This window comes from Pseudomonas sp. VE 267-6A (assembly GCF_024126555.1).
In the GTDB taxonomy this organism is placed as follows: Bacteria; Pseudomonadota; Gammaproteobacteria; order Pseudomonadales; family Pseudomonadaceae; genus Aquipseudomonas; species Aquipseudomonas palmensis.
This window is the reverse complement of the sequence record NZ_JAMYBY010000007.1, coordinates 231,502-252,010: the sequence shown is the minus strand read 5'-3', so window position 1 is coordinate 252,010 and position 20,509 is coordinate 231,502. Positions and strand designations below refer to the sequence as shown.

Sequence of the window (20,509 nt, the reverse complement as noted above, 5' to 3'; positions counted from 1 at the left end):
TGAATCATGGACATGCCAGACGGCCAACCGGCCTTCGTGCTGCACAGCCGGGCGTACCGTGAAACCAGTGCGCTGGTCGACTTCCTTACCCCCCAGGGGCGCCTGCGCGCCGTGCTGCGTCGTGCGCGCGGCAAGGCCGGCAGCCTTGCGCGTCCGTTTGTGCCGTTGGAGGTGCAGTTCCATGGGCGCGGCGAGCTCAAGAATGTCGGTCGCATGGACAGCGCAGGCGTGGCGGTCTGGCTCAACGGCGACGCGCTGTTCAGCGGGCTGTACCTCAATGAGCTGCTGATTCGCCTGCTTCAGGCCGAAGACCCGCACCCGGTGATGTTCGAGCAGTACGCTGCCACCTTGCAGGCACTGGGCGCGGGGCGCCCGCTGGAGCCGTTGCTGCGTGCCTTCGAATGGCGCCTGCTGGACGAGCTGGGGTATGGCTTTGCGCTTGAGCACGACATCAATGGCGATCCGCTGGTGGCCGACGGCCTGTACCGCCTGCAGGTGGACGCGGGCCTGGAGCGGGTGTACCTGGTGCAGCCGGGCTTGTTCAGTGGTGCGCACCTGCTGGCCATGGCCGAGGCCGAGTGGTCGATGCCGGGCGCGCTGGGCGCGGCCAAGCGCCTGATGCGCCAGGCGCTGGCGGTGCACCTGGGTGGGCGCCCGCTGGTCAGCCGGGAACTGTTTCGCAAGCCTTGATCACGACGTATGCTGTGAGGCTCAATTTTCAGGAGAGTCTCTTCGTGACCACCAGCAACCGCATCCTCCTTGGCGTGAACATCGACCACGTGGCGACCCTGCGCCAGGCCCGTGGCACGCGATATCCGGACCCGGTCAAGGCCGCGCTGGACGCCGAAGAGGCGGGTGCCGACGGCATCACCGTGCACTTGCGCGAAGACCGTCGGCATATCCAGGACCGTGACGTGCTGGTACTGAGCGAGGTGCTGCAGACGCGCATGAACTTCGAGATGGGCGTCACCGAAGAGATGATGCAGTTTGCCGAGCGCATTCGCCCGGCGCACATCTGCCTGGTGCCCGAGACACGCCAGGAACTGACCACCGAAGGTGGCCTGGACGTGGCGGGGCAGGAGGCGCGGATCAAGGCGGCGGTGGAGCGCCTGTCGCGCCTGGGGTCGGAGGTGTCGTTGTTCATCGATGCCGACGAGCGCCAGATCGAGGCCTCGCGCCGCGTCGGCGCGCCGGCGATCGAACTGCACACCGGGCGTTACGCCGATGCGCAGACCCCCGCCGAGGTGGCCGAAGAACTCCAGCGCGTGGCCGATGGCGTGGCCTTCGGCCTGGCCGAGGGGCTGATCGTGAATGCCGGGCATGGCCTGCACTACCACAACGTCGAGCCGGTGGCGGCGATCAAGGGCATCAACGAACTGAACATCGGCCATGCACTGGTGGCCCATGCGTTGTTCGTGGGCTTCAAGGGTGCGGTCAGCGAGATGAAACAGCTGATTCTGGCAGCCAGCAACCGCTGAATGCGTCGTGACCTTCGCCGGCAAGGCCGGCTCCTACAGGCGCTGCGATTCCTGTAGGAGCCGGCCTCGCCGGCGAAACCGCCTAGCCAAATATCAGACTGAACCGCGTAGGCCCCTGCGCCGCGCTGGTCACCTCCACCTGCCCACCATGCACCTGCATGATCGACTGCACGATGGCCAGCCCCAGCCCCGTGCCGCCCTCCACCCGCGAGCGCCCGCAGCCCACCCGGTAGAACCGCTCGAACAGGTGCGGCCAGTGCACCGCCTCGATCCCCGGCCCCTCGTTGCGCACCCAGCATTGCACGCCCCGTGCGCTCTGCTCGATGCCGATTTCCACCAGGCGGCCCTCGGGGCTGTGGCGAATTGCATTGCTCAACAGGTTCGACAGCGCCCGCTGCAGCATCAGCCGGTCGCCCTGCACCGTGCCCCAGCCGCTGACCTTCAGGGTGATCGCCTTGCATTCGGCGCTCAGCGCGAACAGCTCCACCACCCGTTGCGCCTCGTCGGCCAGCGCCACCGGCTTCAACGCCAGTTGCTGACGCGGCGCGTCCACCTGGGCCAGGAACAGCATGTCGGTGATGATCCGGTTCAGGCGCGTCAGCTCCTCGATGCTGTCCTCCAGCGCCACCCGGTAATCCTCGGCCGAGCGCACCCGTGACAAGGTCACCTGGGCCCTGCCCATCAGGTTGCTGATCGGCGTGCGCAGTTCGTGCGCCAGGTCATCGGAAAACTGCGACAGACGCTGCACGCCGCCATCCAGCCGGTCGAGCATCACGTTGATGCCGCGCGCCAGGGCACTCAGTTCCTGGGGCAGCTTGTCCTCGGGCAGGCGGTGGCTCAGCTCCTGCGCCGACACCTGGGCGGCAATCCGCCGGAACCTGCGCAGCGGCAGCAGACCACGCTGCACCAGCTTCCAGGCGGCAATGCCGATCAGCAGCAACAGCAGTGGCAACGCCAGCAACGTCGACCGCAGGTAGGCCTGCAGCAGGCCGAGGTCGTCGGCCCGGTTCAGCGTCAGCAGTACCCGCACCGGGGTGCCGTCACGCAGGGTCATCAGGCGCGCGGCGGTCATCAGGCGGGCCTCGGCGCTGTCCTGCCATTCGCTGTAGCCCAGCGCTGTCCCGGCCGCGATACGCCGCAGCGGCTCGGCCTCCACTGCAGGCCCCAGGCTCAACAGGGCCGGGTGGCGTCCGGTCTGGGCGATGATGTTCAGGCTCAGATCGTCGTGGCCCATCACCAGGTCGAGCAGGGGGTGGGCGCGCGAGCCCAGGTCGCTGGCCTTCAGGTCCACCCCCAGGCTGTGCTCGATCTGCTCCATCTTGCGTGCCAGCACCTTGCGGGCGCGGTTGTCCAGTTCGTGGTCCAGCGCCAGTACCGCCAGGCTCGCCAGCAGCAGCACCAGCGCCGCGCCCATCAGGCTGACGCTCAGGCCCAGGCGCAACGACAGTCGTGCCGGTTTCATTCGCGCGCTTCCAGCACATAGCCCACGCCGCGCAGGGTGTGGATCAGCTTGTCCTCGAAGGGGTCGTCGATCTTGGCCCGCAGGCGCCGGATCGACACCTCCACCACGTTGGTGTCGCAATCGAAGTTCATGTCCCACACCAGCGAGATGATCTGCGTGCGCGACAGCACCTCGCCGCTCTGGCGCATCAGCAGGTGCAGCAGGGCGAACTCCTTGGCCGTCAGGTCGATACGCTGGTTGCGCCGGTAGGCGCGGTGGCGGCTGGGGTCCAGCTCAAGGTCGGCGACCCTGAGCGTGGCCGGCGCCAGGTTCTGCTCGCTGCGCCGCAACAGGCTGCGAATGCGTGCCAGCAGTTCGGGAAACTCGAACGGCTTGAGCAGGTAATCGTCGGCGCCCAGGTCCAGGCCCTTGACCCGATCCGAGAGCCGGCCGTGGGCGGTCAGCATCATGATACGGGTCGAGGACTCCGCCCGCAGGCGTTGCAGCACGCTCCAGCCGTCGAGCTGCGGCAGGTTGACGTCGAGGATGACCAGGTCGTAGGCGTGCTGGCGGGCCAGGTGCAGGCCGTCAATGCCGGTGGCGGCGCAGTCGACGATGTAGCCGTTCTCGCTCAGGCCCTGCTGCAGGTACTCGGCGGTACGGACTTCGTCTTCGATGATCAATAGGCGCATGGGGTACTCGCGGCGTGCAAAACGGCAATTCTCAACCCTTGAGTCACTTCAGGGTCAAGGCGTGTCGCGCATGGTAAGCCAAGCCGGTCCTGAGCGGCGCTGGATAACAGATTTGTAATCCTGGGGTCATGTTGACGATAAAGCCCGCTCCCTAAAGTGCCCGCTTCGAAATGGGCGCGGGGGATTCACGCATGACGTGCAGGCACAGGCTTCATCCACAGCGCGTGGCGCGGCTGGCGGCGCTGGCCGGGGTGCTGCTGGGGCTTTCGACAGCGCTGCAGGCGAGCGTGCTGACGCTTGATGCCGCCTTGCGCACCGCGCAGGACAACAACCCCGAGCTTGCCGCAGCGCGCTGGGGCACCGAGATCGCCCTGGGCGAACGCAACCAGGCCGGCCTGCTGCCCAACCCGGAGTTGAGCTGGGAGCAGGAAGATACCCGCCGCGGCTCGCAGACCACCACCGTCAGCCTCAGCCAGCGCCTGGAACTGGGCGGCAAGCGTGGTGCGCGGGTGGAGGTGGCCCAGCGCGAGCAGGCCCTGGCGGCGCTGGAACTGGAACGCCAGGGCAATGCCTTGCGCGCCGAGGTGCTGGCTGCGTTTCATGCCGCCGTGCAGGCTCAGGAACGGCTGCAACTGGCCGAGCAGTCGCTGCGCCTGACCGAGCGTGGCCTGCAGGTGGTGCAGGGGCGGGTGCGGGCTGGCAGCGCTTCCCCCATCGAAGCCACCCGCGCGCAGGTGCAGGTGTCCGAGATGCGCCTGGAACGAGGCCGTGCGCAGCAGGCCGTGGCCGTGGCCTATCAGCAACTGGCCAGCGTGACGGGGGCGCCGCAGGCGGGGTTCGAGCGGGTGGCAGGCATGCCGTCCGACGCCCTGACCCCAGCCGAGGGCGACACGCTGCTTGCCCGCCTCGAGCGCACGGCCGAGCTGCGCCTGGCCCGCCTGCAGATCGAGCAGCGCGAGGCTGACCTGGGGCTGGCTCGCAGCCAGCGTATCCCCGACCTCACCGTCAGCCTGGGTAGCCAGTACAGCGAGGCCGACCGCGAGCGCATCAATGTGGTCGGGGTGTCGATACCGCTGCCCTTGTTCGATCGCAACCAGGGCAATGTGCTGGCGGCGGCGCGGCGTGCCGATCAGGCCCGCGACCTGCGCAACGGCGCCGAACTGCGGGTGCGCAGCGAAGTGGTGCAGGCGCTGGCGCAGTGGCAGGTGGCAGCGGGCGAGGTACAGGCCTTCGACCGCTCGATACTGCCGGCGGCGCAGCAGGCGGTGGACGCCGCCACGCGGGGTTTCGAGCGCGGCAAGTTCAGCTTTCTCGAGGTGCTCGACGCCCAGCGCACGCTGGTGGCGGCGCGCACCCAATACCTGGCGGCGCAGGCCCAGGGCAGCGATGCGCGAGTCCGCCTGGAACGACTTTTCGGCGACCTGGCCACCGCCAGCCGCTGACCCCCGACGATTTGCCGAGGAATGTGCATGAACAGCAAAACCATCACGCTGGTGGCCGTCACCCTGACCCTGGGCGTTGGCCTGGGGGTTGTGCTGGGTCACCAGATGAATGCGCCGCAGGCCTCCCACGCGGCGCATGCCGAGGCGGGCCATGGCGATGAGGAAAAGGGCCATGGCGACGACGCCCATGGCGAGGAAGGCCATGGCGAAGAACAGCAGGAGGGCCACCTGACCCTGAGCGACGAGCAGATCCAGGTGGCCGGTATCGAGCTGGCCACCGTGGCCCCGCGCACCTTGAGCCGCAGCCTCGGCCTGCCGGGCGAGATCCGCTTCGACGAGGACCGTACCGCGCACCTGGTGCCGCGTGCGGCCGGGGTGGTGGAATCGGTGGCCGTGGTGCTCGGCCAGCAGGTCAAGGCCGGGCAACTGCTGGCGGTGATCGCCAGCCCGCAGATCTCCGAGCAGCGCAGCGAGCTGGCGGCCAGCCAGCGGCGACTGGAACTGGCGCGCGGCACCTTCGCCCGCGAGAAAGACCTGTGGCAGGAGGGCATCTCTGCCGAACAGGACTACCTGCAGGCGCGCCAGGCCCTGCAGGAAGCCGAGATCGCCGCCACCAATGCCCGGCAGAAGATCAGCGCGCTGAGTGGCAGCGTGGTGCTGGCCGGCGGCAACCGCTATGAGCTGCGTGCACCGTTTGACGGGCAGGTGGTGGAAAAGCACCTGGTGCCGGGCGAAGTGGTCAGCGAGAGCAGTGCGGCCTTCACCTTGTCCGACCTGTCGCGGGTATGGGCAACCTTTGGCGTGGCCCCGCGTGACCTGGCCAGGCTGCGCGTCGGCATGCCGGTGACGGTGCTGGCCAGTGAACTGGGCGAGCAGGCCAGCGGCACGGTCAGCCATGTGGGCAGCCTGCTCGGCGAGCAGACCCGCACCGCCACCGTGCGGGTCACCCTGGACAACCCTCGCGGCGCCTGGCGCCCCGGCCTGTTCGTGGCGGTGCGGGTGCCTACCGAACGCCTGGACGAGGCGCTGGCGGTACCGGAGGCCGCGCTGCAGACCCTCGAAGAGCAGCCCACCGTGTTCGTGCGCAGTGCAGAGGGCTTCACCGCCCAGGCGGTGACCCCGGGTGTGGTGGCCGACGGCTTCGTGCAGATCAAGGCGGGCCTGCAGGCCGGCCAGCAGGTGGCGGCACAGGGCAGCTTCATCCTCAAGTCGGAGCTGGGCAAAGCCAGCGCCGAGCATTCCCACTGAGCCCCCACGAGTACTCCTCATGTTCGAACGGATCATTCAATTTGCCATCGAGCAGCGCCTGATCGTGATGCTCGCGGTGCTGCTGATGGCCGGGCTGGGGCTGGCCAGCTACCAGAAGCTGCCGATCGATGCGGTGCCCGACATCACCAACGTGCAGGTGCAGATCAACACCTCGGCGGCGGGCTTTTCACCGCTGGAAACCGAGCAGCGCATCACTTTCGCCATCGAGACCGCCATGGCCGGCCTGCCGGGCCTGGAGCAGACCCGTTCGCTGTCGCGCTCGGGGCTGTCGCAGGTGACGGTGATCTTCGACGAGGGCACCGACCTGTTCTTCGCCCGGCAACTGGTCAACGAGCGCCTGCAACAGGCGCGCGGGCAGTTGCCCGACGGCGTCGAGGCGGCCATGGGGCCGATCTCCACCGGCCTGGGCGAGATCTTCCTGTGGACCGTGGAAGCCGCGCCGGATGCGCGCAAGGCCGACGGCAGCGAGTACACGCCCACCGACCTGCGCGAGATCCAGGACTGGATCATCAAGCCGCAGTTGCGCAACGTGCGCGGTGTGGCCGAGATCAACAGCATCGGCGGCTACGCCAAGGAGTACCAGATTGCCCCCGACCTCAGGCGCCTGGCCGCCTACAAGCTGACCCTGGGCGACCTGCTGACGGCCCTGGAGCGCAACAACGCCAACGTCGGTGCCGGCTACATCGAGCGCCGTGGCGAGCAACTGCTGATTCGTGCGCCGGGGCAACTGGCAGGCATCGACGACATTGCCAACATCGTGCTGGCCACTGTCGACGGCACCTCGATTCGCGTGCGCGATGTCGCCCAGGTGGGCATCGGCCGCGAACTGCGCAGCGGCGCGGCTACCGAAAATGGCCGTGAGGTGGTGCTGGGCACCGTGTTCATGCTGGTCGGCGAGAACAGCCGCACCGTGTCGCGGGCAGTGGCCGACAAGCTGGCGCAGATCAACCGCACGCTGCCGGCGGGTGTCAGCGCGGTCACGGTGTACGACCGCACCGACCTGGTCGACAAGGCCATCGCCACGGTGAAGAAGAACCTGGTGGAAGGTGCAATCCTGGTGATCGCGGTGCTGTTCCTGTTTCTGGGCAACATCCGCGCCGCGCTGATCACCGCCATGGTGATTCCGCTGTCGATGCTGTTCACCTTCACCGGCATGTTCGGCAACAAGGTCAGTGCCAACCTGATGAGCCTGGGTGCGTTGGACTTCGGCATCATCGTCGATGGCGCGGTGGTGATCGTGGAGAACGCGATCCGCCGCCTGGCCCACGCCCAGCAGCACCATGGCCGCCTGCTGACCCGCTCCGAGCGCCTGCACGAAGTGTTCAATGCCGCCCGCGAGGCGCGCCGCCCGCTGATCTTCGGCCAGTTGATCATCATGGTGGTGTACCTGCCGATCTTTGCCCTGAGCGGGGTGGAGGGCAAGATGTTCCACCCCATGGCCTTCACCGTGGTGATCGCCCTGCTGGGAGCGATGCTGCTCTCGGTGACCTTCGTGCCGGCGGCCATCGCGCTGTTCGTCACCGGCAAGGTCAAGGAAGAGGAAAACCTGCTGATGCGCAGCGCCAAGGCCGGCTATGCGCCGCTATTGCGCTGGGTGATGGGGCACCGTGGGCTGGCGTTTACCCTGGCCGGGGCGTCGGTGCTGCTGTGCGCGGTGCTGGCCGGGCGCATGGGCAGCGAGTTCGTGCCCAGCCTCAGCGAAGGCGATTTCGCCCTGCAGGCGCTGCGGGTGCCGGGCACCAGCCTGAGCCAGTCGGTGCAATTGCAGCAGCGCCTGGAGGAGAGTGTGGTCAGCCAGGTGCCGGAGGTGCAGCGCGTATTTGCGCGCACCGGCACCGCCGAGATCGCCGCCGACCCGATGCCGCCGAACATCTCCGACAGTTACGTGATGCTCAAGCCGCAGGCGCAGTGGCCCGACCCCGGCAAGTCGCGCGAGCAACTGATCGCCGATATCCAGCGCGCGGCGGCGCGGGTGCCGGGTAGCAACTACGAGCTGTCGCAGCCGATTCAACTGCGCTTCAACGAACTGATTTCCGGGGTGCGCAGCGATGTGGCGGTCAAGGTCTTCGGCGACGACATGACGGTGCTCAACCGCACGGCAGCACAGATTGCCGCAACCTTGCAGGCGGTGCCGGGGGCATCGGAGGTCAAGGTCGAGCAGACCTCGGGCCTGCCGGTGCTGACCATCGAGGTCGACCGCGACAAGGCTGCACGCTACGGGCTCAACGTCGGCGATGTGCAGGACACCATCGCCGTGGCCGTGGGCGGCCGCCAGGCCGGCACGCTGTACGAGGGCGACCGGCGTTTCGACATGGTGGTGCGCCTCTCGGACGACGTGCGTACCGATATCGAAGGCTTGTCGCAGCTGCTGATTCCGGTACCGGCCAGTGCGGGCAGCGACGGCGGTATCGGCTTCATCAGCCTGGCCGAGGTGGCCAGCCTGGCGCTGGTGCAGGGGCCCAACCAGGTGAGCCGCGAAGACGGCAAGCGCCTGGTGGTGGTCAGCGCCAACGTGCGTGGCCGCGATATTGGTTCGTTCGTGGCCGAGGCCGGCGAGCGCATCGATACGCAGGTGGAAGTGCCGCCTGGCTACTGGACGCGTTGGGGCGGTCAGTTCGAGCAGCTGCAATCGGCGGCCAAGCGCCTGCAGGTGGTGGTGCCGGTGGCATTGCTGCTGGTGTTCGGGTTGCTGTTCATGATGTTCAACAGCGTCAGGGACGGCCTGCTGGTGTTCACCGGCATCCCGTTCGCGCTGACCGGCGGGGTGGTGGCGCTGTGGCTGCGCGACATTCCATTGTCGATTTCGGCGGGGGTGGGCTTCATCGCCCTGTCGGGGGTGGCGGTGCTCAACGGGCTGGTGATGATCGCCTTCATCCGCAGCTTGCGCGAGCAGGGTCGGCCGCTGCGCGTGGCCATCGACGAAGGTGCGCTGACGCGTCTGCGGCCGGTGCTGATGACCGCGTTGGTGGCGTCGCTGGGGTTCATTCCGATGGCCCTGGCCACTGGCACCGGTGCCGAGGTGCAGCGCCCACTGGCCACCGTGGTGATCGGCGGCATCCTCTCGTCCACCGCGTTGACCCTGCTGGTGCTGCCGGCCCTGTACCACTGGGCGCACCGCAAGGAGGAGGAGCACAATCTTGCAGCACTGTAATGTGCGGCTCACCTTGGCGTTAGCTTGGGCTGCTTATGATCGGTTCGAATCCAATCATGAGGGAAGGTCGATGAACCTGAGCAAGTACGCACTGATCGCCGCGTTGCTGCTGGGCAGCAGCGCGGCAATGGCCGAAGGCGGCGCCGAGCGCACCAAGGCGTTCTGGGCCGAGTTTCGCAAGAGCCAGGAGCGGGTGCATGGGGAGGGCAGGAAGGAGGTAGCGCAGAAGAAGGAGCAGGTGCAGCAGCAGGTGGTGAAGGACTGACGCACGCCGTGTTCGCAAGGGCCTCTGCGCCGGCAAGGCCGGCTCCTGCAGGCGAAGGGGCCCCCTTCTGATTACTTGCGCGCCACCAGCACCGCCCGCCTGGGTGCCGGCAGGCCTTCGACGGTTCGGGTCGGGTCGGTAGGGTCGAGGAAGTCGCTCAGCGACTGGTAGCGCATCCAGTCGGTGCTGCGTTGTTCCTCGACGCTGGTCACGCTCACATCCACGCTGCGCACATCGCTGAAGCCGGCGCGACGCAACCAGCGCTCCAGTGCCGGCACCGAGGGCAGGAACCATACATTGCGCATCTGCGCATAGCGGTCTTCAGGCACCAGCACCTGATGCTCGTCACCCTCGACCACCAGGGTTTCCAACACCAGTTCGCCCCCCTTGACCAGGCAGTCCTTGAGCGCCAGCAAATGCTCGATCGGCGAGCGGCGGTGGTAGAACACCCCCATCGAGAACACCGTGTCGAAACCTTCCAGGTTGGCCGGCAGGTCTTCCAGGGCGAACGGCAAGTGCCAGGCGGGAAGGTCCGGCAGGTAACGCTGCACGGCCTGGAACTGGCAGAAGAACAACCAGTTGGGGTCCACGCCGATCACGCTGTCGGCGCCGGCGCCGAGCATGCGCCATTGGTAGTAGCCGTTGCCACAGCCCACATCCAGCACGCGTTTGCCGCGCAGGTCCAGGTGCGGCGCGACCCGTGACCACTTCCAGTCCGAACGCCATTCGGTGTCCACGTGCACGCCGAACAGGTCGAACGGGCCCTTGCGCCAGGGCGACAGGCCCATCAGCGCGGTGCGCACCTGTGCGCGGGTGGCGTCGTCGCAGTCGCTGTCCAGGCGCAGGCCGTGCAGCAGGTCGACCTGGCTGGGCTCCAGGGCCGGCAGCGCATCCAGTGCGCTTTGCCAGCGCTCCAGGTCGCCATGGCCCTTTTCCAGCTTGGCATCGAGTTGCGCCTGCAGGCCTTGGGCCCAGTGCGCCAATGGGGTGCCCGCCATGCGGCGGACCAGGGGAGTCAGATCGATCATGGCAGGGCAATCAGCGAGGCGAAGTTCAGGCACTGGAACCACGGCACCACCTGCGAGAAACCGGCTGCCAGCAGGCGCTGACGGTGTTCCTCGAGGCTGTCGGGTTTCATCACGTTTTCGATGGCACTGCGCTTCTGGGCAATTTCCAGTTCGCTGTAGCCGTTGGCGCGTTTGAAGGCCACGTGCAGATCGGTAAGCAGGGCCTGTTGCTGCGGGTCGGCAAAGCGCAGCTTCTCCGACAGGATCAGTGCGCCGCCAGGCACCAGGCACTGGCGAATGCGGCCAAGCAGGGCCAGGCGTGCCTGCGGCTCGATGAACTGCAGGGTGAAGTTCAGCGCCACCACCGACGCCGGCTGCAGGTCCAGCGCGGTGATGTCGGCCTCGATCACCTGCACCGGCAGCAACTCCTGGTGCATCGCGTCCTGGTGGCTGAGGTATTCGCGGCAGCGCTCGACCATGGCCGGGGAGTTGTCTACCGCCAGCACCTTGCAGCCCTCGCTGCGTACATGTCGGCGCATCGCCTGGGTCACCGCACCGAGCGAGCTGCCCAGGTCGTACAGCAGGGTATCGGGCTGGGCGAACTGGGCAGCCAGCACGCCGATGTTCTCGACGATCGTCGGGTAGCCGGGCACCGAGCGCTTGATCATGTCGGGGAAAACCCGCACGACATCTTCGTTGAAGGTGAAATCGGGGACCTGCGCCAGCGGGGTGGCGAACAGGCGATCGGGCTCTTTGCTCACGGGCAATCCAGGCGTTCGGCGGTAAAGGGCCGGCATTTTAGCCAATGTTGCAACAGGATGCATGGCCGACTGACCGGCGCGGCTGGCCGCTGCATTCCAATGCCGGCTTCGAGGAAAGCCTGCCGGCTATTTGTCTTGCCGGCGGGTCCTTAGAGTGAAGTGGCTTGACCCTATTGGCTCACTCACAAGGAATGTGAAATGAAACTCGAACCTGGCGCGCGCTCGTACGATACCGGTGAACTGGAAAAGGAAGCGGCCCTGCTGCCCAGAAACCTGATCGAAGGCATGAACCAGCGTGATGGCGAAAACGAGGGAGGGCTGACGCTTTCCCGCGAACATATCGTCACGCTCAATCAGTATGTGAAGTATGTCACCGGCCTGCCGACCGAAACCGCGTCGCTGGTGCCCTGGCTTGGCTACACCGACATCAAGGAGCCGGTACTGTCGGTCAGTGCCATGCGCACGACCTTTCTCAACCTGCACAAGCATGCCCGCGCCTGGGGCACGCTGTCCGACGAGTGCAAGAAGCTGTCCGCCGAGCTGGGGGTGTGTGCCCGTGGCATCAACACCACCGGCGAGGGGGTGATGCAGGAATGCGAGAAGACCAAGGCCCTTGGCGGGCGGCGTGATACGTGGGAGTCCGTGCAGTTCGCAGCGCCGGTTGCGTTGAGCTTCGGCGACCGGGAGATCGTCTCGTCGCTGGTGGACTACATGGAGGTGCTCAAGGATGAAGTCGAGCATTTTCACGCGCGCGTAAGCAGCGTGCGCAGCCACACCGAAACCTTTCGCGACACCGCGCGTTTCGAGCTGATGAACGAGGTCGCCCTCAAGACCGACGCCATCGAGCGTCACCAGGCCAGCGGTGCCACCCAGGCTCTGCGCGATGAGCTGGCGGCGCTCGACAAGGAAATCGACAACCTCAACAAGCAGTACGACGAGTACGTCAAGGCGGCCCTGGCCGGGCTGGCGGCCGGCCCGCTGGGGGCGGTCATCTCAGGCTCGATCTACGGCTCCAAGGCCGAAAAGGTGCGCAAGACCCGCAACCGGGTGCAGAAGGAACGCAAGGCTGTGGGGGCGCGCCTGACGGCGGCGGTCAACCTGGAGGGACGCCTGCAGGTACTCACGACCCATATGGATGAACTGGCCACCCGCCTGCAGGAGGTGGTGACCGCTTCCTCGCACCTGCAGACGGCCTGGCAGACCATCGGCACCTACATCGAAGCGTCCATCGAAAAGCTCGAAAAGATGAACGACAGCCGGCAGCTGGGCATTTTCATCATCCATTTCAGAAACTTTCTCTCGCAGTGGGCGTTTATCGAAGCCTGCTCCATCACCATGAGCCGGGTCTTCGACGACACGCTGTGGGCCCAATAAGGAGCTACCCATGAGCAACATTCTTCAATTTCCGCTGGGCTGGGATGATCCGCAGTTCGACAGGGTCCTGCGTGCCGGTGCCGCCTACCTGAAGGCCGCCCAGGACAGCCGCTATGCCTTCCTGCCACTGTTGCACGAGCGTGTGGAGCGCAATGCACGCTGTCTTGACGACAACCTCCAGCAACTGATGCGCCATGCCGATCGCATCATCGTCGCGATCAAGAGCAATGACCTGGGCGGCCTCGAAAAGGACATCGACCCGAACGATGATCCCGAGGACATTGCGCAGTATCTGGAGGTGGCACAGGACGCCATCGGCGAGATTGCCGTCAAGCTCAACGATCAGTTGGGGCAGTTGCGCACGGCCACGGCTCAGATCACGGCCATCCCGGTCTATGACTCCAGTGCCGACAAGGCTCGCTATCAGGGCGAGCTCGACAGGCTGGCGGCCAATCGCAAGGCCTGCGAAGACGACCTGGCCGTGCGGCGCGAGGCCCTGGCCAGTCTTGACGAGGCGATCAAGGTACTTGAGGCGGCCAAGGTGGAATCCACCTTCGGCGGCCTGTTGCCGACCACCGAGCAGCTCAAGGCGGCGGCGGATGTCATCGCCACGGGCGGACTGTCGGTCGAGGCAGTGCAAGGCGCGCTGAAGAAAATTGGCGAAATCATCGGTGCGGCAATGGAAGGCATGCGCTATGCAACGATGCTCGAGCAGCGCCGAGGGATGCAGAAGCAGCACGATGAACTGCAACTGCAACTGACCGCGATGGCACGGGACAAGACGCGCCTCCAGGCCCAGTGCCAGCACCTTGAGGCTTATGCCGAGCTGATCACGTCACGCGAGCAATGGCTGGCCGGCATCAGGCGCATCGCCGTGCAACTGAAACCGGTGTGGGATCGGCTCATCGCCTGCAGCATCGACGATGTGCAGGCGTTGAGAGCGGTCAGCGAGCTGGTCGAGGCGTTGAAAGCCTACAAGAAAAAGATCAAGGCCGAGTATGTTGCCGGCCTTTGAGTGAAGGGCGCAAGGCGCTGCAGGCTGTGCTGGCCAGCAGCGCCTTGCGGCTTCTGGATTGCTCTGGTGATGACCCACAATGAACAACATTATTCAAAGACTGAGGCATCCACTGCCTCAGGATGAGCTGGATACCCAGATAGCCCTGATTCCGCTGCAGTTGGTGCAGGATCTGGAGGAGGAGGGGCGGATCGACCTGACGTTCACCCGCGAACACGTTGCCGTGCTGGATGCCTACATGGACCATGTGATGGCGATACCGACCCGACGGGAGGCCTTTCTGCAGTGGTTGGGATACTACCGTCACCCGGACCCCGAGCTCGACTTCTACCCGATGCAGGTGTTGTTCCATCGCATCAATCTCCACGCCGACTCATGGGGGCGGTTGAAGCAGAAAAGCATTCAGTTGCCCATCGCGCTGATCAACTGCGCAAGCTCCATCAGCCTGTCAGGCGAGCGTGCGCTGCTGGCCTGTGAACGTACCAAGGCGTTGGGCGGGCGCAGGGAGGCTTGGCAAGGCGTGCAGTTCGAGGTGCCCGTGCAACTGGATGCACCAGACCGAACCCTTGTGCTGGAGATGGCACGGTGGGTGGCCAACCTCAAGAACTCGGCGGGCGTCTTCCAGTTCCAGGTCGGTGAAGTACGCAAGGAGACCGACAGGTTTCGTGATGACGCCCGGTTCGAATTGAGGCCGGCACTGGGGCGCAAGATCGAGCGCCTGGTGGCATCCGGCACAAAGGAAGGGAACCTGGGGCTACTGGCGCAGCGCATGCGAAATCTGGTGGTACGCCTGGAAGACGTCACCACTGCTGCGTCGCACCTGCAGACCGCCTGGCAGTTCATCGAGACCTATCTGGACGCCTCGATCGGCAAGTTGCACAGCATGCAGGACAGTCAGCAACTGGCCAGATTCGTCATTCACTTCAAGAATTTCCTGGCGCAGTGGTCATTCATCGAAGAGTGCGCCAGGCGTCTTCAGAAACGCCTCGAGTAAATGCTCCGCGGCGCAGCCTCAGCGTACCTGGATGTCGCAGTCGAAGCTCATCGCCGGCTTGACCTCCGGTGCCCAGGGTTGCTGATACACCAGCAGCAGGTGGCCGCTGCCGCTGGCGCTGGCCTTGAAGCGCCACAGCGATCGGCCGGCACTGCCCACCAGGCCGGTGTCTTCGGGGTTGCTGTAGACCTCGGGGCCCAGCGCCGCAAGTACGCCGTTGGCCGGATTCTGCAGCAGCCAGCGATAACCGGTACTGGGGTTGCTGGGCAACGCCAGGGTGATGGCCTGGCCGACATCGAGCGTGACCGGGCACTGGCTCTGTTTTTCCACCAGCAGCGGCTGTGGAGGTGTGGGCTGGCTGGCACAGCTGGCCAGGAGTATCAGGCTCGAACTCAGTAACACACGGGATGCGGTCATCATGACTCCTGGCTCGGGGAGGGTCCGGGCAGCCGATAATAGGGAAAGTGTGCTGCCTTGGGAAGATTCTCACGCTTCGCTGCCGGGTGCCCGCGCGGGCTGCCTGCAGCCCGCGCTGTTTCTGTTACCGCTGTTTCAGAACAGCACCTTGGCCACGTCGCTGAAGCGCCTGGCGAAATGCACCTGCAGGCCGGCCTTCAGGTAGCCGGGCAGTTCTTCGAAGTCGCCGCGGTTGGCCTCCGGCAGGATCAGCTCGTGGATCTTCTGCCGGCGCGCCGCAATCACCTTCTCGCGTACCCCGCCAATCGGCAGTACCTGCCCGGTCAGGGTCAGCTCGCCGGTCATGGCCACGCCTTTCTTCGGTGCCTGGTCGCGTGCCAGGGACAGCAGGGCGCTGGCCATGGTCACCCCGGCACTCGGGCCGTCCTTGGGCGTGGCCCCTTCGGGCACGTGCAGGTGAATGAACGACTCGTTGAAGTAGCCCACCTCACCACCGTACTGCTTGAGGTTGGCGCTGACGTAGCTGTAGGCGATCTCGGCGGATTCCTTCATCACCTCGCCCAGCTGGCCGGTGAGCTTGAAGCCGCGGTTGAGGGTGTGAATGCGGGTCGCCTCGATCGGCAGCGTGGCGCCGCCCATGCTGGTCCAGGCCAGGCCGGTGATCACGCCCTTGCCCGACAGCACCTGCTCGCTGCGAAACACCGGCATGCCGAGTGAAGCTTCGAGGTCCTTGGGGCCGATCTTTATCACTGCATCGGGTGTGTCGATCAACTGCACCACGGCCTTGCGCACCAGCTTGCCCAGTTGTTTTTCCAGCTGGCGCACCCCGGCTTCACGGGCATAGCCTTCGATAACCGTGCGCAATGCGCTGTCGCTGATACCCAGGCTGGCCTTGGCCACGCCGGCCTTGGCCAGTTGCTTGGGCCACAGGTGACGCTTGGCGATGGCGACCTTTTCCTCGGTGATATAACCGGACAGGCGGATCACCTCCATGCGGTCGAGCAGCGGCCCGGGGATGGCATCGAGGGTGTTGGCGGTGCACACGAACAGCACCTTGGACAGGTCCAGGCGCAGGTCCAGGTAATGGTCGAGGAAGTCGACGTTCTGTTCCGGGTCCAGGGTTTCGAGCAGGGCCGAGGCCGGGTCGCCCTGGTAGCTCTGGCCCATCTTGTCGATCTCGTCGAGCATGATCACCGGGTTCATCACCTCGACGTCCTTGAGCGCCTGCACCAGCTTGCCTGGCTGGGCACCGATGTAGGTGCGCCGGTGGCCCTTGATCTCGGCTTCGTCGCGCATGCCGCCGACGCTGAAGCGGTAGAACGGCCGCCCCAGTGACTCGGCGATGGACTTGCCGATGCTGGTCTTGCCCACGCCCGGCGGGCCTACCAGCAGCACGATCGAACCGCTGATCTCGCCCTTGTAGGCGCCCACGGCAAGGAACTCGATGATGCGGTCCTTGATGTCATCCAGGCCGGCGTGGTGCTGGTCGAGCACCTTGCGTGCATGCCTGAGGTCGAGCTTGTCCTTGCCGTACACGCCCCAGGGCAGGGCGGTGGCCCATTCCAGGTAGTTGCGGGTGACGGCGTACTCGGGCGAGCCGGTCTCCAGGATCGACAGCTTGCCCATTTCTTCGTCGATGCGCTTTTGCGCCGCAGCGGGCAGGGTCTTGCCTGCCAGGCGCTGCTGGAACTGCTCCAGGTCGGCGCTGCGGTCGTCCTTGGTCAGGCCCAGCTCCTGCTGGATGACCTTGAGCTGTTCCTTGAGGAAGAACTCGCGCTGGTGCTCGCCGATCTGGCGGTTCACCTCGGCAGAGATCTCGTTCTGCAGGCGTGCCACCTCGACTTCCTTGCGCAGCATCGGCAGCACCTTTTCCATGCGCTTGAGCATGGGCACGCAGTCGAGCACTTCCTGCAGCTGGTTGCCGGTGGCGGAGGTCAGGGCGGCGGCAAAGTCGGTGAGCGGCGAAGGGTCGTTGGGGCTGAAGCGGTTGAGGTAGTTTTTCAGCTCTTCGCTGTACAGCGGATTGAGCGGCAGCAGCTCCTTGATCGCGTTGATCAGGGCCATGCCGTAGGCCTTGACCTCGTCGGTCGGCTGGCTGGGCTGGTGCGGGTATTCGACTTCCACCAGGTAGGGCGGGCGGTGGTGCTTGAGCCAGGTGCGGATCCGCACGCGGGTCAGGCCCTGGGCGACGAACTGCAGCTTGCCGTTCTCGCGGCTGGCGTGGTGCACCTTGACCAGGGTGCCGTACAGCGGCAGGGCCGAGGTATCGAAGTGGCGATGGTCTTCGGGCGGGGTGTCCATGAAGAACAGCGCCAGGTTGTGATGCGGGGTCTTGGCCACCAGGTCCAGGGTCTCGGCCCAGGGTTCTTCGTTGACGATCACCGGCAGTACCTGCGCGGGGAAGAACGGGCGGTTGTGGATCGGGATCACGTAGACCTTGTCCGGCAGTTGCTGGCCGGGGATGGCGAGGGTGCGACCGGTGTGGTCGGAGGCGTCGAGATGCTCGACTTCAGCGTCTTGGTCGGGATGTTCGGGGAGATCCTGCTGGTCGCTCATGGGGCACCTGCGTGAATGACTATGGTGCTTAGATGGGGCGGGAGGGGGGAGGTTTCAATGGGCGGACAGGTATGTGCAGTGCCGGGCGGCCCCTTCAGCGACAAGGCCGGCGCCTGCAGGGCCATGCTGTCACATGGTCCTGCAGGCGCCGGCCTTGCCGGCGAAGGGCTGCACGGCAGCCCAGGTTCAGCGGTCGATCACTGCGCCAGTTTGTAGGCGATCACGTAATCGCCCATCTTGGTGCCCAGCGAACCGTGCCCGCCAGCCATCACCAGCACGTACTGCTGGCCATCCTTGCCGGTGTAGGTCATCGGCGTGGCCTGGCCGCCAGCCGGCAGGCGCGATTTCCACAGCTCCTTGCCGGTGTTCACGTCATACGCACGCAGGTACTGGTCCAGGGTGCCGCTCAAAAAGCCCAGGCCGCCGGCCGTCACCATCGAGCCGCCCATGCTCGGTACACCCACCGGCAGGCCGATCGGAATCGGCGAGCTGTCGCGGCTGGTGCCGTTCTTGTGCTTCCACACCACCTTGTTGGTGGTCAGGTCGATACCGGCCACATAGCCCCAGGCCGGGGCCTGGCACGGTACGCCCAGGGGCGACATGAACGGGTGCATGATCACCGCGTAAGGTGCGCCGGTGTTGGGCTGCACGCCGCTGGTCTCGCTTTCGCGCTTGCTGCCCTCGGCCACTTCGGCACGCGGCACCATCTTCGACACGAAGGCCATGTAGTTGGGGCTGGTGAACAGCAGCTGACGCACGGGGTCGACCGACACGCCGCCCCAGTTGAACACGCCCACGTTGCCCGGGTAGATCAGGCTGCCCTGCTCCGACGGCGGGGTGTACTGGCCCTCGTAGCGCAGTTCGCGGAACTGGATACGGCACAGCATCTGATCGAACGGGCTGGCGCCCCACATGGCCGCCTCGGTCAGGTCCGGGCCCAGCAGGTTCAGGTCCGAGCGGGCCTGGGTCGGTGCGGTGTGGTCGCCCTTGACCGCGCCCTGGGGCGCCGGGATCTCGCGGATCGGCACGATGGCACTGCCGTCACGACGGTCGAGCACGTACAGGCTGCCCTGCTTGGTCGGGGCGATCAGTGCAGGTTTGACGCCGTCGGCGGTCTTCAGGTCGAGCAGGGTCGGCTGGCTGCCGACGTCCATGTCCCACAGGTCGTGGTGGGTGAACTGGTAGTTCCAGCGTACCTTGCCGGTGGCCAGGTCCAGGGCGACGATGCCGGCACTGAACTTCTCGGCACCTGGGGTGCGGTCGGCGCCCCACTGGTCAGGGGTCTGGTTGCCCAGTGGCAGGTACACCATGCCCAGCTTCTCGTCGACGCTGGCCAGCGACCACATGTTGGCCGAGTTGCGGCTGTAGGTCTTGCCCGGTGCCAGCGGCGCGGTCTCGTCCGGGTTGTCGCTGTCCCAGTTCCAGACCAGACGACCGTCATGCACGTCGTAGGCACGGATCACGCCCGAGGGCTCGTTGGTGGACTCGTTGTCGGTGACGTGGCCACCGATGATCACCAGCTCGCGAGTGATCGCGGCAGGCGAGGTGGAGTAGTAGCCACCGGCGGTGAACGGGCCGATGCCCTGGGTCAGGTCGACCACGCCCTGGTTGCCGAAGCCTTCGCAGACCTTGCCGGTGTCGGCGTTGATCGCGATCAGGCGCGCATCGGCGGTGGGCAGGTACAGGCGACGCGGGCAGCTGCGCACCACGGCCTGGCCGGCTTCGGAGATTTTCGGCGCAGGGGCGCCGTCCATGTTCACGTAGTTGTTTTCGTCGTAGTACGACACGCCACGGCAGGTCATGTGGGCAAAGCCCTTGAAGCCCACCGGGCTCTTGATCTGCGGGTCGAAGCGCCAGATCTCGGCACCGGTATCCGGGTCCAGGGCCAGCACCTTGCTGTGCGCGGTGCAGGCATACAGCTTGCCATTGACCTTGAGCGGGGTGTTCTCGTTGGTCAGCTCGACCGGGTCATCGCTGGTCGGCAGGTCGCCGGTGCGAATGCGCCAGGCCTCTTCGAGCTTGTGCACGTTGTTCGGGGTGATCTGGCGCAGCGGCGAGTAGCGGTCACCGAATTCGGTGCGCCCGTAGGCCTGCCAGTCGCCATCGGGCATGGCCGGCGCGGTGCTGCTCAGCTCGGTGCTGTCGCGGCCCAGCTCGCCCTTGATTTCACCCGGGAAGGTGAACTGGCTCGCCACTGCGGTGGCGCCCGACAGCACCACCGCCAGGCTCAGCAGCCCGGTGTTGAGCTTGCCGGGCTGGCCCAGCAGCGGGCGGCGTGCCCACGGCAGCAGCAACACCACGCCCAGGGCGAACCACAGCGACAGGCGCGGTACCAGTTGCCACCAGTCCAGGCCGACCTCCCACAATGCCCACAGGGTGCTACCCAGCAGCACCAGGCCGTACAGGCCCAGCGCGGTGCGGCGCAGTGCCAGCAGCAGCACGCCCGACAGGGCAAAGCCGATACCAGCGATCAGGTAATACAGCGAGCCGCCGAGCTGGCTCAGCTTGATACCGCCGGCCAGCAGCGCCAGCCCCATCAGCAACAGCAGCACGCCGAGCAGTCTCGGCAGCCAGCGGGTTCTACTCAAGGCACCATCAGTGCTCATCGTGTGTTCTCCATCAAGGTGAAAAGGTTCGAGCCGCAGGG

At 66.1% G+C, this 20,509-nt stretch carries 16 protein-coding genes; 9 read left to right on the top strand and 7 right to left on the bottom strand.

Going from position 1 to position 20,509, the window contains the following annotated elements; all coding sequences use genetic code 11:
• The first annotated feature begins 6 nt into the window (after nucleotides 1–6).
• Together recO and pdxJ are read left to right on the top strand one after the other, a co-directional pair.
• Entirely contained in the window at nucleotides 7–690 is a 684-nt protein-coding gene (recO, locus tag NJH59_RS10565) for a DNA repair protein RecO (RefSeq protein WP_043862023.1), read from the top strand.
• Between the two features lie 44 nt (nucleotides 691–734).
• Nucleotides 735–1,478: a pyridoxine 5'-phosphate synthase gene (pdxJ, locus tag NJH59_RS10560; RefSeq protein ID WP_253086756.1), complete on the top strand. Its 744-nt coding sequence runs from the start codon at nucleotides 735–737 to the stop codon at nucleotides 1,476–1,478.
• Nucleotides 1,479–1,560: 82 nt separating this feature from the next.
• Here the strand turns inward: pdxJ and NJH59_RS10555 are convergent, their stop codons facing one another.
• Both NJH59_RS10555 and NJH59_RS10550 read right to left on the bottom strand, forming a co-directional pair.
• The gene (locus tag NJH59_RS10555; protein ID WP_104572013.1) at nucleotides 1,561–2,940 is read right to left on the bottom strand and encodes a heavy metal sensor histidine kinase; all 1,380 of its coding nucleotides are present in this window, start codon (nucleotides 2,938–2,940) and stop codon (nucleotides 1,561–1,563) included.
• Entirely contained in the window at nucleotides 2,937–3,611 is a 675-nt protein-coding gene (locus NJH59_RS10550) for a heavy metal response regulator transcription factor (protein ID WP_043862020.1), read from the bottom strand. Before NJH59_RS10550 ends, NJH59_RS10555 begins: the two co-directional genes overlap by 4 nt.
• Before the next feature lie 191 nt (nucleotides 3,612–3,802).
• Here NJH59_RS10550 and NJH59_RS10545 point away from each other — a divergent pair, with 191 nt between their 5' ends.
• From NJH59_RS10545 to NJH59_RS10530, 4 genes are all read left to right on the top strand, one after another.
• Nucleotides 3,803–5,053, top strand: a complete 1,251-nt coding sequence (locus tag NJH59_RS10545) for a TolC family protein (protein WP_253086755.1) — start codon at nucleotides 3,803–3,805, stop codon at nucleotides 5,051–5,053.
• Nucleotides 5,054–5,080: 27 nt separating this feature from the next.
• Nucleotides 5,081–6,301: an efflux RND transporter periplasmic adaptor subunit gene (locus NJH59_RS10540; protein ID WP_043862018.1), complete on the top strand. Its 1,221-nt coding sequence runs from the start codon at nucleotides 5,081–5,083 to the stop codon at nucleotides 6,299–6,301.
• 19 nt (nucleotides 6,302–6,320) lie between these two features.
• Nucleotides 6,321–9,473: a CusA/CzcA family heavy metal efflux RND transporter gene (locus tag NJH59_RS10535; RefSeq protein WP_058540950.1), complete on the top strand. Its 3,153-nt coding sequence runs from the start codon at nucleotides 6,321–6,323 to the stop codon at nucleotides 9,471–9,473.
• Between the two features lie 70 nt (nucleotides 9,474–9,543).
• On the top strand, nucleotides 9,544–9,738 hold the full coding sequence (locus NJH59_RS10530; RefSeq protein ID WP_058540951.1) for a co-regulatory protein PtrA N-terminal domain-containing protein: 195 nt from the start codon (nucleotides 9,544–9,546) through the stop codon (nucleotides 9,736–9,738).
• A 71-nt stretch (nucleotides 9,739–9,809) separates the two neighbouring features.
• Here the strand turns inward: NJH59_RS10530 and cmoB are convergent, their stop codons facing one another.
• Nucleotides 9,810–10,766 carry a tRNA 5-methoxyuridine(34)/uridine 5-oxyacetic acid(34) synthase CmoB gene (gene cmoB / locus NJH59_RS10525; RefSeq protein WP_058540952.1) on the bottom strand — a complete coding sequence of 319 codons (957 nt, stop codon included), beginning with the start codon at nucleotides 10,764–10,766 and terminating at the stop codon, nucleotides 9,810–9,812.
• Complete coding sequence (gene cmoA / locus NJH59_RS10520; RefSeq protein WP_173925038.1) at nucleotides 10,763–11,542, bottom strand: carboxy-S-adenosyl-L-methionine synthase CmoA; 780 nt, start codon at nucleotides 11,540–11,542, stop codon at nucleotides 10,763–10,765. Before cmoA ends, cmoB begins: the two co-directional genes overlap by 4 nt.
• Nucleotides 11,543–11,704: 162 nt before the next feature.
• Between cmoA and NJH59_RS10515 the strand changes: the two genes are divergently transcribed.
• From NJH59_RS10515 to NJH59_RS10505, 3 genes are all read left to right on the top strand, one after another.
• On the top strand, nucleotides 11,705–12,880 hold the full coding sequence (locus NJH59_RS10515) for an alpha-xenorhabdolysin family binary toxin subunit A (protein WP_088515481.1): 1,176 nt from the start codon (nucleotides 11,705–11,707) through the stop codon (nucleotides 12,878–12,880).
• A gap of 10 nt (nucleotides 12,881–12,890) precedes the next feature.
• On the top strand, nucleotides 12,891–13,895 hold the full coding sequence (locus NJH59_RS10510; RefSeq protein WP_253086754.1) for an alpha-xenorhabdolysin family binary toxin subunit B: 1,005 nt from the start codon (nucleotides 12,891–12,893) through the stop codon (nucleotides 13,893–13,895).
• Between the two features lie 79 nt (nucleotides 13,896–13,974).
• Nucleotides 13,975–14,889: a hypothetical protein gene (locus NJH59_RS10505; RefSeq protein WP_054914765.1), complete on the top strand. Its 915-nt coding sequence runs from the start codon at nucleotides 13,975–13,977 to the stop codon at nucleotides 14,887–14,889.
• A gap of 18 nt (nucleotides 14,890–14,907) precedes the next feature.
• On the opposite strand, the gene NJH59_RS10500 is transcribed toward NJH59_RS10505, so the two are convergent.
• From NJH59_RS10500 to NJH59_RS10490, 3 genes are all read right to left on the bottom strand, one after another.
• Nucleotides 14,908–15,306 carry a protease inhibitor I42 family protein gene (locus NJH59_RS10500; RefSeq protein ID WP_043862010.1) on the bottom strand — a complete coding sequence of 133 codons (399 nt, stop codon included), beginning with the start codon at nucleotides 15,304–15,306 and terminating at the stop codon, nucleotides 14,908–14,910.
• A 135-nt stretch (nucleotides 15,307–15,441) separates the two neighbouring features.
• Complete coding sequence (gene lon, locus NJH59_RS10495) at nucleotides 15,442–17,862, bottom strand: endopeptidase La (protein WP_043862009.1); 2,421 nt, start codon at nucleotides 17,860–17,862, stop codon at nucleotides 15,442–15,444.
• A 197-nt stretch (nucleotides 17,863–18,059) separates the two neighbouring features.
• Entirely contained in the window at nucleotides 18,060–20,468 is a 2,409-nt protein-coding gene (locus NJH59_RS10490) for a glucose/quinate/shikimate family membrane-bound PQQ-dependent dehydrogenase (protein WP_043862008.1), read from the bottom strand.
• Between the last annotated feature and the right edge of the window lie 41 nt (nucleotides 20,469–20,509).